This is a genomic window from Christiangramia sp. OXR-203, assembly GCF_034372165.1.
Lineage (GTDB): Bacteria > Bacteroidota > Bacteroidia > Flavobacteriales > Flavobacteriaceae > Christiangramia.
This window is the reverse complement of sequence record NZ_CP139698.1, coordinates 1,124,517-1,140,392: the sequence shown is the minus strand read 5'-3', so window position 1 is coordinate 1,140,392 and position 15,876 is coordinate 1,124,517. Positions and strand designations below refer to the sequence as shown.

12 protein-coding genes are annotated in these 15,876 nt (G+C 40.3%); all 12 read right to left on the bottom strand.

The annotated features are described in order from the left end of the window. Positions 1-2: 2 nt before the first annotated feature. Positions 3-743 (bottom strand): 5-oxoprolinase subunit PxpA, encoded by a 741-nt coding sequence (gene pxpA / locus T8I65_RS05280; RefSeq protein WP_322302354.1) that lies wholly within the window; start codon positions 741-743, stop codon positions 3-5. After that, entirely contained in the window at positions 740-1,960 is a 1,221-nt protein-coding gene (locus T8I65_RS05275) for an Nramp family divalent metal transporter (protein WP_322302353.1), read from the bottom strand. Before T8I65_RS05275 ends, pxpA begins: the two co-directional genes overlap by 4 nt. Then, a complete protein-coding gene (locus T8I65_RS05270; protein WP_322302352.1) occupies positions 1,957-3,117 on the bottom strand; it encodes a DUF2891 domain-containing protein in 1,161 nt (386 codons plus the stop codon). The genes T8I65_RS05275 and T8I65_RS05270 overlap by 4 nt, the downstream gene beginning before the upstream one ends. Before the next feature lie 113 nt (positions 3,118-3,230). Then, on the bottom strand, positions 3,231-4,769 hold the full coding sequence (locus tag T8I65_RS05265; RefSeq protein WP_322302351.1) for a YifB family Mg chelatase-like AAA ATPase: 1,539 nt from the start codon (positions 4,767-4,769) through the stop codon (positions 3,231-3,233). Positions 4,770-4,922: 153 nt separating this feature from the next. After that, a complete protein-coding gene (locus T8I65_RS05260) occupies positions 4,923-5,780 on the bottom strand; it encodes a BadF/BadG/BcrA/BcrD ATPase family protein (RefSeq protein ID WP_322302350.1) in 858 nt (285 codons plus the stop codon). 78 nt (positions 5,781-5,858) lie between these two features. After that, positions 5,859-6,857: a type I glyceraldehyde-3-phosphate dehydrogenase gene (gap, locus tag T8I65_RS05255; RefSeq protein WP_141877294.1), complete on the bottom strand. Its 999-nt coding sequence runs from the start codon at positions 6,855-6,857 to the stop codon at positions 5,859-5,861. Between the two features lie 16 nt (positions 6,858-6,873). Further along, positions 6,874-7,860 carry a 6-phosphofructokinase gene (gene pfkA, locus T8I65_RS05250; RefSeq protein WP_322302349.1) on the bottom strand — a complete coding sequence of 329 codons (987 nt, stop codon included), beginning with the start codon at positions 7,858-7,860 and terminating at the stop codon, positions 6,874-6,876. 125 nt (positions 7,861-7,985) lie between these two features. Beyond that, positions 7,986-9,431: an alpha-amylase family glycosyl hydrolase gene (locus T8I65_RS05245; protein WP_322302348.1), complete on the bottom strand. Its 1,446-nt coding sequence runs from the start codon at positions 9,429-9,431 to the stop codon at positions 7,986-7,988. 5 nt (positions 9,432-9,436) lie between these two features. After that, positions 9,437-11,305, bottom strand: a complete 1,869-nt coding sequence (locus tag T8I65_RS05240; protein ID WP_322302347.1) for a glycoside hydrolase family 13 protein — start codon at positions 11,303-11,305, stop codon at positions 9,437-9,439. A gap of 48 nt (positions 11,306-11,353) precedes the next feature. After that, positions 11,354-13,660, bottom strand: a complete 2,307-nt coding sequence (locus T8I65_RS05235) for a glycoside hydrolase family 65 protein (RefSeq protein WP_322302346.1) — start codon at positions 13,658-13,660, stop codon at positions 11,354-11,356. Then, positions 13,660-14,340, bottom strand: a complete 681-nt coding sequence (gene pgmB / locus T8I65_RS05230) for a beta-phosphoglucomutase (protein WP_322302345.1) — start codon at positions 14,338-14,340, stop codon at positions 13,660-13,662. The genes T8I65_RS05235 and pgmB overlap by 1 nt, the downstream gene beginning before the upstream one ends. After that, positions 14,327-15,760: an MFS transporter gene (locus tag T8I65_RS05225; RefSeq protein ID WP_322302344.1), complete on the bottom strand. Its 1,434-nt coding sequence runs from the start codon at positions 15,758-15,760 to the stop codon at positions 14,327-14,329. The genes pgmB and T8I65_RS05225 overlap by 14 nt, the downstream gene beginning before the upstream one ends. Positions 15,761-15,876 lie beyond the last annotated feature (116 nt).

The window sequence follows — 15,876 nt, the reverse complement described above, 5'->3', positions numbered from 1 at the left end:
TTTCAGGATTTAATATAGATATTTTCCGCTGCTAATTTACGTTGTAAATACTGCAGAATCTCCACCGCTGAAGGAGTATCAGAATGCACGCAAAATGTGTTTGCCTGGGCCTCCAAAAATTCACCGTTTTGCAATAGGATTTTGTTCTCATTATATATACTTCTCACGTGTTGAAAAACCATCTTCCTATCCTCGATGATCGCATGCGATTTTGATCGAGGAACCAAACCATAATTTTTCTCATAATTTCGATCTGCAAATGCTTCATAATAGAGTTCAAATCTGCCTAAAGCAAGTTCTCCCAGCTGGGAATTTACAGGCACGAACAGCCTAAAATCATCTCCAAGATCTTCAAGACTCCTCATTACTACTTTGGAAATATTCCTATCTTTAGCAGCATCATTATAGAGAGCACCGTGCAATTTAACATGACTTAATTTCCCCCCTTCAGATTCCACAATTTGCTTCAGACTTAGTACCTGTCCTTCGATGGAAAGTTTCAATTCTTCAGCAGTCATTTCCATATGATTTCTTCCGAAGTTTGCCCGGTCTGGATAGGATGGATGAGCTCCAATTTCTACGTTATTTTCAAGAGCCAGCCTTACAGTTCTATGCATGGTTTCAAGGTTTCCGGCATGTCCTCCACAGGCAATATTGCAGGCAGAAATAAGTGGCATTAACTTCTCGTCAAACTCTCCTCCTTCTCCAAGATCACAATTTATATGGATGGTTTGTTTCATCATAAATTCTGTATTACTGTATAAATTGATTTCGCGCCCAGGAATATAGCCAGGGCAATTACCAAGATACCAATTATGTTTTGAAAGGCTGAATTTCTGAATTTACCCAGAATTGATTCCTGATTGACGATCCATAAGAGGAATATTGCAATAACTGGAAGCACAATTCCATTAGCTACCTGCGCAAACTGAATGATCTCGACCGGTTTAATTCCCAGGGAGCTAAAAAACACACCTAGAATAATTATGCTCATCCACACAGCTTTAAACCTCCAGTCGGCCATTCCAGCCTTCCATCCAAGACAACCTTTCACAACATAAGCTGCTGCCAAAGGGGCTGTTATGGACGAGGTGATCCCAGCTGCCAGTAATCCGATCGCTAGAAATGTAGTTGCCATACTTCCAAACAATGGCTCCAGTCCTACTGCCAGACCAGCTACATCATCAATTGAGCTCAATCCGGAAGAAGCTGCGCATATTAAGATAGCCATAGAAACGAGTCCACCAAGAATGATCGAAAACACCAGTTCTCTCTGTACAGTTTTAAGATGTTTGACACCTGTCCATTTCTCACCAACCAAAGATGCATGTAAAAACAAATTATAAGGTACCACGGTAGTTCCCACCAATGCGATGATCGTGAGAATTTCATCACTTATGGATGTCGGCACAAAGCCTTGAAGAATTCCAGCCCAGGAGGGCTGGGTGAGAAAAGCTGTGATAATAAAAGCAAGACTCATTAAAACTACCAATCCTATAAATACTTTTTCCAGCTTCTTATAACTTCCCAGGTAAAGCAGTAGAAATGCGGAACCTCCAATTATAAAGCTCCAAAGATTGATAACATTTCCAGAAATTGATATTTCCTCAATAGGCAGGATACTTTGCACACCCATGACCGCTCCAGATATATTACCAGCTTCGTAAGCGGCATTCCCAATTACAATTGCAGAAAAAATTAGAATTAGCGCTACTATTCGGAATACTGGAGATGTTATGGATTGACGTATGGAATCACTTAGACCTTTGCCCGTTACCAGGCCAAGCCTGGCAGACATCTCCTGCAACACGATACAGGCAATTAAGGAAACAAGTAAAGCCCATAGCAGACTATAACCATAGGCCACACCTGCAAGACTGCATACGGTAACGGTTCCTGGACCAATAAATGCAGCAGAAACAAGGATTCCAGGACCTAGATTTCTGAAGAAGTTTTTCATTTTACGGGTTGCTTTCCAGATTCCTGCAAAGCATAAATTGCAAAAGTTCCGAGCCAGTGTCCACCTTCATAACCGTCACCGGAAACGTTTGGAAACGAATAGGCCACATGCTCATTCGCTAAAGCTCTTAAATGACCGAATTTTTCGGGGTATTGATTGGCAAGACCAGAGAAGATCCAGGCTCTGCTAAAGTTCAGTCCATCCAGATGAACCAGTTTACCATCAGATCTATCTGAAACTTCACCAACTTCCATTTCAAAATCTTCGTTTTTCAATTGCGGCATGAAATCTTCTATCCAAAGGTTAAAAGCACTTTTAGGAAGAACTCTTCTCATAATATCTACTTCTGCCAGGCAGGGCGATATAAAGTCATACCCTCCTGGCTCCCAGCTTACCGGGCAGTTGTCGTCATTCAGGAAGAAACTCTGTGCACTTTTCTTAACTACTTCCATTAATTCCTTGTTTTCGGTTGCTTCTGCATAATCATAAGCAAATGTAAGTCCGAATGCAGTATTGGTATGCTCTCCTACTCTTACCGGGTAATTTAACTTCGGAAGAAATTCAATGAATCGCGTAGTTATTAGATCTGTAAGTGGTTGAAGGTTTGCAGCAAGTTCCTGCCCAAGAGGATCTTCCCAGGACTTTAGCTCCTGTGATAATTTCAGCAACCATGCCCAGCCATAAGTACGTTCGTATGTAGTGCTTTCTTTACGGTTGAAGTAAGCAACCTCTCCTTTAATATTTTCTGAAGAGAGAGAGGTTTTCAACTTCTCACGAATCTCCTCATTCTTCTTAAGCTCCGGAAACTGCTTCAGCAAACTTACCAGTGACCAATGGGCGTGAACAGACGAATGCCAGTCAAAACATCCGTAAAAAGCCGGGTGCAAGACATGAGGTTCATCCATCGCATTCTTATTTTCCAGAGTTTGTCCCAATTTATTAGGGTATTCCGTATTTAAACAAGCCAATGGTAATTCTGCTAGGTTGTTAGCTTCAGTAATATTCAATGTTACTTTATCGGTAGTTTTGAGTGCATCTGGCAGGATATTCTCCGTTATCAAAGTGTCAGTATCTCCCGGATCTTTCCCGGGATCTTCTGAATTTCCTTTACAGGATAAAATAAGCAAACATACGGAGGCTAAAAGGAGTTGTTTCATTGGTTTTTATTGCGTCTCTTTCGGTGAATTTCGAAATTTACAGATTGATTTTGTAGGTTTTATCCAAAAATATAAAAAACAGACAAAGGTTTCGTTAATTAAAACTCAAGATATTAACCCAGCCATCCTTCACGATCCAGACTTCTATATTGTATTGCTTCACTTATATGTTCTCCCTGTATTTGAGAACTACCAGCAAGATCTGCAATTGTTCTGGAAACTTTTAAAATACGATCGTAAGCCCGTGCAGAAAGGTTTAATTTTTCCATTGCCGTTTTCAGCAACGTCTTCGAAGCATCATCCAACTGGCAATGCTCTCTTATTTGCCTTGGACCAATCTGTGCGTTATAATGCACATTTTCCAGATCCAGGAATCTTTCAGATTGAATGCTTCTGGCCTTACTTACTCTCTCACGAATAGATTTACTGGATTCGCCTTTGCGTTCTTCGCTAAGTTTATCAAATGGAACTGGAGTTACTTCAATATGAATATCGATTCTATCGAGTAGCGGTCCGCTGATCTTCCCCAGGTATCGTTGCATTTCATAGGCAGATGAAGATACAGGCGCATCGGGATCATTAAAATATCCACCTGGGCTTGGGTTCATACTGGCGACAAGCATAAAACTGGAAGGATAGGTAACGGTAAATCGAGCTCTGGAGATGGTAACCTCGCGGTCTTCCAGAGGTTGCCGCATAACCTCCAATACACTTCTTTTAAATTCGGGAAGCTCATCCAGAAATAGCACGCCGTTATGAGATAGCGAGATCTCTCCGGGTTGTGGGTATCCACCACCGCCAACAAGAGCGACATCAGAGATAGTGTGATGCGGACTCCTAAATGGACGTTGAGCCAGCAGACCAACATTATCTTTGATTCGTCCCGCCACACTATGGATTTTAGTAGTTTCCAGTGCTTCCTGCAGAGTCATTGGTGGTAGAATGCTGGGTAATCTTTTAGCGAGCATTGTTTTTCCAGCACCTGGCGGTCCAATAAGAATGATATTATGGCCTCCCGCAGCGGCGATCTCCATACACCTCTTTATAGATTCCTGGCCTTTCACATCGGCGAAGTCATGTTCAAGATTGTCGAGATCCTGGAAAAATGTTTCTCTAGTATTAATGATGGTAGGTTCCAGCTGCTTACCTAAGTGAAAAAAATCGATCACTTCCTTGATGTTACTTACTCCAAACACATCCAGACCTGACACGATCGCTGCTTCTCTGGCGTTTTGTTCAGGCAGAATAAAACCTTTAAAACCTTCTTTCTTAGCCTGAATTGCGATTGGAAGTGCTCCCTTAATAGGTTGGAGGCTGCCATCAAGGGACAATTCGCCCATTATTATATATTCTGAAATATTGATCGCTTTTATTTGTTCAGATGCGGCCAGAATGCCCATGGCGAAACTAAGATCATAAGCTGAGCCTTCTTTCCTTAGATCGGCCGGTGCCATGTTTACGATGATCTTTTTCCCTGGTAATTTATAACCGTTATTCTGCAGGGCGGCGGTTATCCGGTAACTGGATTCCTTGACTGCATTATCTGGTAAGCCTACAAGATGGTATCCAATACCTGAAGCTACATTAACTTCTATAGTGATCGTGGTGGCATCCACACCAAAAACAGCACTTCCATAAACTTTTACAAGCATAAAATCGCATAATATGTAGGGTCGTTAAACGCCGCTAAATGTACATTTTAAACTTACAAGTGATACACCTTCAGTGAGTTGTATAGCCAAATTTTTCATAAAAAAAAGACCCGCAATCTGCGAGTCTTTTCTAATTTATGAAAATGAGTTGTACTATTTACCGATCACATTTTGACGGTAGTATTCAATTAATGCATCAATTGGTCTTCTCACGATATTACCAACTTCAATCCCGTAAGGTTGTAAAACTGCCTTTATAATATCCTGACTAAAATATGCAATAGAACCTATAAAATGTACAGGAACAGATGTCACCTGTGGATAGCTCATCACTCTCGAGTGAACAAAATCTGAAAGACCTTCATGTAATAACTTATAGAAGTATCCATTACGCTCATTCGTGAAAATAAATTCTGCGAAATGTGCGAGATACGTATTAGGATTATCCTTGCGATAAAGGTTCATCTTAATGGTATCTGAATTGAGGTCGAACTTTTGCTCAAATTTTTCAGCAATTTCAGGAGGCATTCGTTTATAGTAATAATCACGAATCAGTCTTTTTCCGAAGTAATTACCACTGGCCTCATCCATTAGAATATAGCCGAGAGAAGCAACTGCCTGAGTAATGTTTTCACCATCAAAATAACAGCTATTAGATCCAGTACCAAGAATACATACGATCCCAGGTTCGGTAGTCGCAGCATAGACAGCTGCTACGGTGTCTTCCATCACCTCTACCTCGTCTGCATTCGTGAAATAGTTCGCGATGATGCTTCTAAGAAGTTCAGTAGGTGTAGGTGTACCGCAACCGGCACCATAAAAATGTACTTTTTCGATCGTATCTCTTACTTCAGCAAGTTCAGGATTCTCGGCAAGACGTTCTTCAAGAACAGCTTCCTTAAAAACAGCAGGATTTAAACCTTTACTTCTGGTTTTAAAAATCTGCTCACCCTCATTGTTCAGTAAGATCCAGTCACATTTTGTGGACCCGCCATCGGCAATCAATATCATGTTCTGAGATGGATTAAATTGAAAAGAAAGCAGTTCAGCTGTAACACCGAACTGCTATTTATTTTTATTCAGAATGAATTATAGTGAAGCTACGTGAGCTGCAAGATCTACAAGCTTAGAAGAATATCCATACTCGTTATCGTACCATGCGATTAGCTTGAAGAACTTGTCATTAAGTTCGATACCAGCACCAGCATCAAAATTACAGGTATGTGGATCTGAAACGTAATCCTGGCTTACTACTTCTTCTTCAGTATAAGAAATTACACCTTTGTAATCTCCTTCAGCAGCCTTTTTGAAAGCAGCCTTGATCTCCTCGTAACTAGTAGACTTTTCAGTCTTAACAGTAAGATCCACTACAGAAACATCTGTAGTTGGAACTCTAAATGCCATACCAGTAAGTTTTCCTTTAAGAGAAGGAATTACTTTCGTTACTGCTACTGCAGCTCCAGTTGAACTTGGGATGATATTCGCCATTGCGCTTCTTCCAAGTCTGAAGTTTTTCTTAGATGGAGAATCTACAGTAAATTGAGTAGATGTAGTTGCGTGAACAGTAGTCATTAATCCTTCTACAAGACCAAACTCATCATCGATCACTTTTGCAAGTGGTGCAAGACAGTTAGTAGTACAGGAAGCATTAGATACGATATTCTGATCTGCCTTTACGTCCTGGTGGTTTACTCCCATTACGAACATTGGAGCAGTTTTAGAAGGAGCTGAAATTACAACCTTTCTAGCACCAGCATCAAGGTGAGCCTGTGCGTTGTCAAGATCTGTAAAAATTCCAGTACAATCCATTACTACATCAACTCCTGCATCACCCCATTTAAGGTCTGCCGGGTTCTTTTCTGAAGTAACTCTAATTTTGTTTCCGTCAACGATAAGACTTCCGTCTTTAACTTCAACAGAACCTGCGTATTTTCCGTGAACCGAATCATACTTCAGTAAATATGCCAAATGATCTACATCAAGAAGATCGTTGATAGCTACAACTTCTACTTTTTCGCTTTGCGCCGCAATTCTGAAAGCAATTCTTCCAATACGACCAAATCCATTAATTCCAATTTTAGTACTCATTTTCTTTGGTTTTTAATTATACCGAAGTGATGTCTGCCACCCTCCGTAATTCTTTATCTATTTTTGCTTCACCTTTAATCGCCGTTAGTAAATCTACGTTTACGACTTTCTGGTGGTGAATTCCTACCATGATCTCAGTTTTTCCGTTCATCAAAGCTTCTACTGCTCCAACTCCTAGCTTACTAGCCAGAACACGATCAAAACAACTTGGAGAACCTCCACGCTGTATATGACCTAAAACAGAAACTCTTACTTCGTATTCATCGAGGTTCTCTTCTATAAATGAGGCGAGTTCGAAAATATTCTTCCCGCTCTTATCTCCTTCTGCAACCACGATGATACTGGAGGTTTTACCAGTCTTTTTGCTCTTTCTAAGAGAATCCAGTAATCTTTCCACACCCAGATTTTCCTCAGGTATCAAAATTTCTTCAGCGCCAGCACCAATACCACTATTTAAAGCGATATCACCAGCGTCACGTCCCATCACTTCTACCAGGAACAACCTGTTATGAGAACTTGCCGTATCACGAATCTTATCGATCGCCTCAACGACTGTATTCAAAGCAGTATCGTAACCCAGAGTAAAGTCGGTTCCATTGATATCATTATCAATGGTTGCAGGAATTCCCACTACCGGAAAACCAAATTCTTTACTGAATAGTTGTCCACCGGTGAAAGTACCGTCTCCACCAATTACGATAAGCGCATCTACATTGTTTGCTTTGAGATTATCGTATGCTTTTTGACGACCTTCTTTAGTCTGAAATTCTTTGGAACGGGTAGACTTTAGAAAAGTCCCTCCTCTATTGATTATATTTCTAACTGAACGTGCATCAAGTGGCTCAAAATCTGCTTCGATAAGCCCCTGATAACCACGAAATATTCCTGTACACTCAAGATCATGAAATGAACAGGCACGAACAACTGCTCTTATAGCAGCATTCATTCCCGGAGCATCTCCTCCGGAAGTTAGAACAGCGATGTTTCTAATTTTTTCAACCATTACCCTCAAAGCTAACTTCTTTCAAACCAATTACCTAATTTCGGAAAAAACTAAAACGTTTTCGGTTAATAACTAATAAAAAAAGCCACAATAATGTGGCTTTTTTCAATTTATTGGCAGTTTAATTACTTATTTATCAAAATTCGGTATTCCCAGCCCTTAAAACTCATCTGTTGATCTTTAGTAAGTTTCATTTCAGAATCGCTCATATAATCTGTAAAATCACCTTCAATTTCTGCTGAGAATTCTATAGGTTCCGCAGTCATATTTGCTATATAATAAAGAGTTTCTCCATTCTTCTCTCTTTTGAACGCCAGCACCTTCTCATCTGCAGATGTTTCAACATCATTATAAGAGGCAGCCGATTTCCCTCCATGCAGTGCCACATTGGAAGTTTTTAATTTACCAAGTTTTTCGAGTAATGGATATACTTTCCCTTTTTTCTTCGGAATGGTATCTTTTACAAAAAACTCCAGTCTTTTATTCATATCATATTCCTGTCCGCTATAGATCAAAGGCATTCCCGGTAATGTATAGGTCATGGCTAGCATCGCTTCCGAAGCATCTCCCATTCTTTCCTCTACGGTTCCAGCCCATGAATTCTCATCATGATTGGTTACAAAATTCATCAGGTAATCATCTTCCTGAAACGTAGAATCAACCTTCTGCATATAATCATCCCAGTCCTTGGCAGTTTTATCTCCCTGCGCGATACTATTCATAATATGGTGACCTTCCCAGTTATATCCCATTTCGAAAGCATTGTGAAATAATTCTTTAGAACTTTCTGCTTCAGCCAGCATGAAAACCGGCTTTACTTCACGCAGATCAGCAGCGATATCTTCCCAGAAATCTGTAGGAACCGAGTGCGCAGCATCTGCACGGTAACCATCAATATCGTGTTCCTTGATCCAGAAAAGCATGTCTTTTTTCATCGCTTCTCTTAAACCTTCGTTATCGAAATTTAGATCAGCAACATCTGTCCAGCCCCATGGTTCTCCGGTTGCATCGTTAATAGGATCTGTAATCTCACCTTTATCATTTTTAGTATAATATTCTGGATGCTCTTCTATCCATGCATGATCCCAGCCGGTATGATTTGCCACCCAGTCAAGAATAACATACATGTCATTTTCATGGGCAGTTTGAACCAGTTCATCAAAATCCTCCATGGTGCCAAAATCTGGATTTACCGCCTTATAATCTGAAATTGCATAATAGCTTCCCAGATACTTTTTACGCTCTTCCGGATCTTCAATATCCTCAATGGATTTATCTCCGGTCGCTTTCCTTTTCTTCATGGAAATAGGATACATTGGCATTAACCAGATCACTTTTACTCCAAGTTCTTTAAGCTGTGGAATATCCTGGGTAAAAGCATCAAAAGTACCTTCTGGCGAGTACTGCCTGATATTCGCTTCATAAATTATAGCCGACTCGAGCATCTCGTCATTCACTGGCGCCAGTGAGTCTTTAGCAGTTTTATTCTCTGCATTCTCTGGCTGATCTGTTTCATTCCTACAGGAAACAAATAGAATCATAAGAGCCAGTATAAAGGTTATTTTCTTCATGTGTATTAGTTTGAATTATTCATTTTTGTTGTGAAAAAATATGCTCCACGTGATGGAAGTTTCAGGCTTTTATCCCAGGTTATTTTTTCGTTGGTCAAAAGGTTTTGAAACTGCATTCCTTCAAGTTCAAGTTCAGCAAACCTGGAAAGATCCAGATCTACAGATTCTTCATTTTTATTGAGGATAAGCACGATCGTCTCATCTCCAGAAGTTCTTGAGAGGAGGTAGATTTTATTTTGTGGTGTAAAATGTACCAGATTTCCTTCCTGAATGGCATTACTGGACTTTCTATAATTCAGTATCGTTTTAAGGAAATTCTGCATATCTTTTTCTTCCTCGGAAAGTCCTTCACCGGTAAATGCGTTCTTATTGCTATCTTTCCAGCCACCAGGAAAATCGGTCCTGATAAGACCATGATCACCTGGTTTTGCAGTATCGTTCATAAGGATTTCAGTTCCGTAGTAAATCTGCGCGATACGCGGAAGGCTGAGAATATAACTAAGCGCCATCTTCGTATTTTCCACATCTTCATTAAGCTGAGTATAGATCCTGCTCATATCATGATTGTCTGGAAAGATCATAATATTTTCAGGTGAAGCATAAGCGAAATCGTTCGCCAGCCCGTCATATAAACGTTGCAATCCTGTGTCCCAGCCAGATTCCTCATTCAGTCCTCTTACGATATTAGTTTGCATGGCAAAATCCATCGTAGACTTCAGGTTAGAATCATATCCATTTTCAATACCATCCTGCCAGTAACGAATAAGCAGTGGATTATTAGACCACTCTTCCCCAACAATGTTGAAGTTCGGGTATTCCTTCATGATCGCTCCGGCCCATTCACTCATGAATTCCATATCTGGATAAGGATATGTGTCCTGCCTGATACCTCCCAGCTTCAAAGTTTCCACCCACCAAATGTTGTTTTGAATGATATATTTCGCCAGATACGGGTTCTTTTGGTTCAAATCGGGCATTGTTTCCACGAACCAACCATTGCTCATCACCTTTTTATCTGCTTCGGAAGCATATAGATCCTGGTTCGCAGTTCTACGGTGATTAGAATAAATCAACTGCTCATCATTTTCAAACTTTTCCTGGTAGTTGATCCAGTCATTAAATGGAAGATCATCCATCCACCAATGCTCAACTCCACTATGGTTTGCCACCATATCCATGATCAATTTGATACCTCTTTCGTCTGCCTTTTGTGCCAGTTCTTTATATTCTTCCAGAGTTCCAAAACGTGGATCTACTTTATAGAAGTCGGTCATTGCATAACCGTGATAAGAGCCGGACTTCATGTCATTGATCAATAACGGAGAAGACCAGATAGCAGTAAATCCCATATCATCGATATAATCAAGATGATCTATAATTCCACGAATGTCACCGCCATGGCGGGCATAATCATCCTCGAGATCAATAGTTTTCTCGTTAAGACTTTCGTTTACATCATTACTATAATCACCATTAGCAAAACGGTCTGGAGTGATCAGGTAGATTGCATCAGAATTGTCAAATCCTACGAAATCTTCAGCAGCCTGTTCGCGTTTTTTTAATTCGTAATCAATAGCTTCAGAAGAACCGTCTTCAAATTTGAAATTCAGTTTCATGCTTCCAGGTTTGGCAGCTTCAGTAATTACAAGATTTACGAATAAATAATTCGGGCTATCTGCTTTTTCAGTTCCCAGCACTTCAACTCCCTGGTAATTTGAAGATACTTCCGCAGCGCTTATGTTACTACCGTAGAGCATTAACTGCAAACTATCCTGTTCAAAACCTGTCCACCAGTTTGGTGGTTCCACGCGCTCGATTTGAGCAAATCCCTGTAGCCCGATAATCAGACCACATAACATTAAAATATTTCTCATATGATTTCAATAAAAAAGGCTCCCTTTCTAAAAAGAGAGCCAGTATTACTAAGCCGTAATTTGTTCGTTAGGAACTAAAGTAAGCACCTTATTATTTACCAGGATATCCAGCGATTCTGATCCTTCCAGAGAGAACTCGGTCCCCTTGGACGAAACTGAAACCTTGACAATACGGTCTCTAAAGTTTACCTTGAAAGAATAGGCATTCCAGTTTTCAGGGATTTGTGGTTTAAATGACAACTGGTCATTTTCCACACGCATACCTCCAAAACCTTCTACAATACTCATCCAGGTTCCAGCCATACTGGTAATATGACATCCTTCCTCTACTTCTTTGTTGTAATCATCAAGATCCAATCTTGAAGTTCTCACATAAAATTCATAAGCCTGTTCCATTCTTCCCAGAACCGCAGCCTGAATGCTGTGTACACACGGAGATAACGAAGATTCGTGAACCGTTAGCGGCTCATAATAATCGAAATGCTTCTCGAGTTGCTCCTTGCTGAAATGATCTTCAAAGAAATAGAATCCCTGCAGCACATCTGCCTGTTTAATGTAACAGGAACGAAGAATCCTATCCCAACTCCATTTCTGGTTAATTGGTCTATGTTTTTTCTCCAGGTCTTTTACCGGGATGATCTCTTTATCCAAGAAACCATCCTGCTGCAGATATACGCCGAGTTCTTCAGAATACGGGAAGTACATTTCTTCAGCAACTTCTCTCCATTTGGCTAATTCACCTTCCTTGAGATCTGTTAGACCCATCACTCTCGCGTAATCTTCCTGGTGACCATCTTTTACCTTATTGATTGTTTCAAGACAATATTCGATACACCATTTAGCAAGGTAGTTAGTATACCAGTTATTGTTAACATTGTTCTCGTATTCATTAGGACCGGTCACCCCAAGGATCACGTACTTATTCTTATCCTTGCTGAAATTTGATCTTTGGTGCCAGAATCTGGCTACGGCGATCATTACTTCCAATCCTTTTTCAGGAATATAACTGAAGTCGCCGGTGTAACGCACATAATTATAGATCGCAAAGACCATGGAACCATTTCTATGAATCTCCTCGAAAGTGATCTCCCACTCATTATGGGATTCCTCGCCGTTCATAGTTACCATCGGGTAAAGCGCGGCACCATTCGAAAAGCCTAGTTTTTCTGCATTCTCCTTTGCTTTCTGAAGATGATTATATCGATACGTAAGTAGTTTTCGGGCTACTTTCTGATCTTTGGTCGCCATATAAAAAGGAATACAATAGGCTTCTGTATCCCAATAGGTACTACCTCCATACTTTTCACCAGTGAATCCTTTTGGACCGATGTTTAGTCGATCGTCTTTTCCTAAATAAGTTTGATTAAGCTGAAAAATATTAAAACGGATTCCCTGCTGAGCTTTAACATCGCCGGAAATTGTGATGTCTGCCATTTCCCAGATCGAAGCCCAGGCTTCTTTCTGATCTTTCTTTAAAGATTCAAATCCTTTAGAAGTAGCCGAGTCAAGTACGTTGCCTGCCGCCTCTGTTAACTGCTCTTTCTTATGGTTCATATCTGAAACATAACCAGCATACTTTATAATAGCAGCTGTTTCCTGTTTCGCAGTCTTTACTTTATAAGCAAATGAAATGCGATCTTCTCCAACTGAAGAAGTTGCTTCAGTGGCAACTTTCTCATTATTCAGTAAAATTTCAGACTGCATAAAGGTTCCAACGTGGAAACCGGTTTTCAGAGTTTTACTAACGATATAACCACGCTCAGAGTCTTCCTTTACTTCAAGAGTTTCCCAGAATCGTTCTTCCCAGTTTGCATCTGTATTAGTAATACTACCATCAAGATAAGGATCGAACCTGATCTCAGCATCCTGATTTAGCGGAGTTACTTCAAATTTTATCGATCCCAGCTCGTCTTCAACAATAGAGACGAAACGCAAAGCTTTTACTTCCACTTCAATTCCGTTTGGAAGCTCGGCTTCAAAACTTCTGGAAAGTGTTCCCTCTTTCATATTCAATTCACGACGAAAGTTCTTAACCGATTTACAAGTGAACAGATCCAGTGGTTCTTCGTTTACGAAAACATTGATTCCAATCCAGTTAGGAGCATTTAATACTTTCGCAAAATACTCGGGATAACCATTTTTCCACCAGCCTACTTTGGTTTTATCGGGATAATAAACCCCTCCAATGTAACTTCCCTGGAAACTTGGTCCGGAATACTGTTCTTCAAAATTTGCACGCTGTCCCATAGCTCCATTTCCAATACTGAAAAGGCTTTCAGAGGATTTTACCCTGCCTGCGTCAAATTCTTCTTCAATGATGGACCACTCGTCCGGTTTTATATAATCCTGATTCATTACTTCTCGTTTCTCAATAATTTTTCAATAAATTCTAGTTCGATCTCGGTAAAGTCATTAAAGACATGATCTGCTTCGCCTAAAACACTGGCTGAGCCAATACCGATACTCGTCATATTTCCTGCATTGGCCGCTTGAACTCCTGCAAGAGCATCTTCAAATACCACACAGTTATGCGCTTGTACACCAAGTTTAACCGCGGCAATCAGGAAAACTTCCGGATCTGGCTTCGCTTTTGAAACATCGGTTCCATCTACGATCGCATCAAAATCTTCATACAAATTGATCTGCTTTAAAATTCGGCGCGCATTCTTGCTGGCAGAACCTAAAGCAAAAGGAATATTGTTCTGCTTTAAATAGTCAAGGATTTTTCTAACTCCCGGAAGAATTTCAGATTCATCCATTTTTTCCACATAGCCCAGATAATTCTCATTTTTCAAGGCCATCTGTCTAGTAAATTCTTCTTCAGAAAGTTCCATATTTCCCCAGCGCAGGATCTTTTTTAAAGACTCCACTCTGCTCACTCCCTTTAATTGCTCGTTTTGCTCTTGAGTAAAGTCAAAACCAAGATCATTAGCCAGTTTTTTCCAGGCTTGAAAATGAAATTTTGCCGTATCAACGATCACTCCGTCGAGATCGAAGATTACGGCAGCTTTTGTATTCGTTTTATGCTGGGTCATATTTAATAGCTTTTCTATCTGTAATTAATAAGTTTGAAAATGCCGCGAATAACAGGAATACACCTGCCACGGTCATCGCATGGATCGATTCTTCTCCAATAAGTTTTTGTAGAAATACAACACCTCCAAGTGCTGCAATAATTTGTGGAATCACGATGAACATATTGAAAACACCCATCATTAAGCCCATTTTTGATGATGCTACTGAACTTGACAGCATCGCATAAGGCATGGAAAGTATACTTCCCCAGGCAAAACCAATGAGTACAAAGCATACATACAGCATTTCTGGCTCACCCGGAATAAAATACATTAATAAAAACCCAGCTCCTCCTAGAATCAAACTTCCCATATGTACGAGTTTACGATTGATCGCAAATCTTGAAGTATAGAAGGTTAGCAGCAAAGCAAAGGCCATGGAAGATAGTCCGTAGATTCCCATTTTGGATCCTACATCATCACTGGCTTCATTGTAGCTCTTATCCTGTTCTGAATATTCCAATCTCGCCTGGTCATCCTGAAATAAAATCACCCTGTCTGCGTCATACTGAAGTTCTCCTTCACTATCCAGCTGGGCGAATTCTTCTATCTGAGGTTTCGGTGCATTATAAATATGACTGGTAAGTGCTGGGTTTGCTAAAGTCCACATAGCAAAAAACGCGAACCACGAGAAAAACTGAACTACACCCAGTTTTTTCATGATCTTAGGCATTAGAGCGTAGGTTCCCAGAATAGTTTTGACCATACCCTTATCTTTCTCAGGTTCATCGCCATCCTCGAATTTTTGCATTTGTTCTGGGGTGTACTCTTTGGTGGTGAAGATGGTCACCAGAATAGAACCTATAAAGACAACGGCTCCAACAATAAATGCGACTCGAACTGACTCTGGAACTACTCCCGGAGCGGCTTCATTACTTATATCAAGCACATTGTTCATGAATTTAGGGAGGTTACTTGCTACCCAGGTTCCAATCCCTATAATTAATGTCTGAATAACGAATCCATAGCTTCTTTGAGAATCTGGTAATTTATCTGCCACAAGAGCGCGGAATGGTTCCATAGAAATATTAATGGAGGCATCCAGAACAAGTAACAATCCTGCTGCCATCCATACTGCAGATGAGTATGGCATTAGCAAAAGAGCAATGGAGCTAAGTATGGCTCCAAGAAGAAAGAATGGTCTTCTTCTACCTAAACTTTTATGCCAGGTATTATCGCTTAAATAACCAATAATTGGTTGCACGATAAGGCCTGCCAGTGGAGCAGCGATCCATAATAATGGAATGTTATCCTTCTCAGCACCTAATGTTTCGAATATACGGGACATGGTCGAGCCTTGCAGCGCGAAACCAAATTGTATACCCAGAAATCCGAAACTCATGTTCCAGATATCCCAAAACTTTAAACGGGGTTTTTGCATATCGTGATTTTAATTGTTCTACGATAAGCACTATGACTTATCACAACTTATAAAAGGTAGGAAGTAAAAATATAAGTTCTGATAAATTTCAACTACGGCAAAGATATAGTTTTTTT

Bases quoted from the DNA above. Each gene is read 5' to 3' on its own strand.
- T8I65_RS05265 (WP_322302351.1), bottom strand. From the start codon at position 4,769: ATGCTTGTAAAAGTTTATGGAAGTGCTGTTTTTGGTGTGGATGCCACC.
- pfkA (WP_322302349.1), bottom strand. From the start codon at position 7,860: ATGGTTGAAAAAATTAGAAACATCGCTGTTCTAACTTCCGGAGGAGAT.
- T8I65_RS05270 (WP_322302352.1), bottom strand. From the start codon at position 3,117: ATGAAACAACTCCTTTTAGCCTCCGTATGTTTGCTTATTTTATCCTGT.
- T8I65_RS05275 (WP_322302353.1), bottom strand. From the start codon at position 1,960: ATGAAAAACTTCTTCAGAAATCTAGGTCCTGGAATCCTTGTTTCTGCT.
- T8I65_RS05260 (WP_322302350.1), bottom strand. From the start codon at position 5,780: ATGATATTGATTGCCGATGGCGGGTCCACAAAATGTGACTGGATCTTA.
- T8I65_RS05235 (WP_322302346.1), bottom strand. From the start codon at position 13,660: ATGAATCAGGATTATATAAAACCGGACGAGTGGTCCATCATTGAAGAA.
- pgmB (WP_322302345.1), bottom strand. From the start codon at position 14,340: ATGACCCAGCATAAAACGAATACAAAAGCTGCCGTAATCTTCGATCTC.
- gap (WP_141877294.1), bottom strand. From the start codon at position 6,857: ATGAGTACTAAAATTGGAATTAATGGATTTGGTCGTATTGGAAGAATT.
- T8I65_RS05245 (WP_322302348.1), bottom strand. From the start codon at position 9,431: ATGAAGAAAATAACCTTTATACTGGCTCTTATGATTCTATTTGTTTCC.
- pxpA (WP_322302354.1), bottom strand. From the start codon at position 743: ATGATGAAACAAACCATCCATATAAATTGTGATCTTGGAGAAGGAGGA.
- T8I65_RS05225 (WP_322302344.1), bottom strand. From the start codon at position 15,760: ATGCAAAAACCCCGTTTAAAGTTTTGGGATATCTGGAACATGAGTTTC.
- T8I65_RS05240 (WP_322302347.1), bottom strand. From the start codon at position 11,305: ATGAGAAATATTTTAATGTTATGTGGTCTGATTATCGGGCTACAGGGA.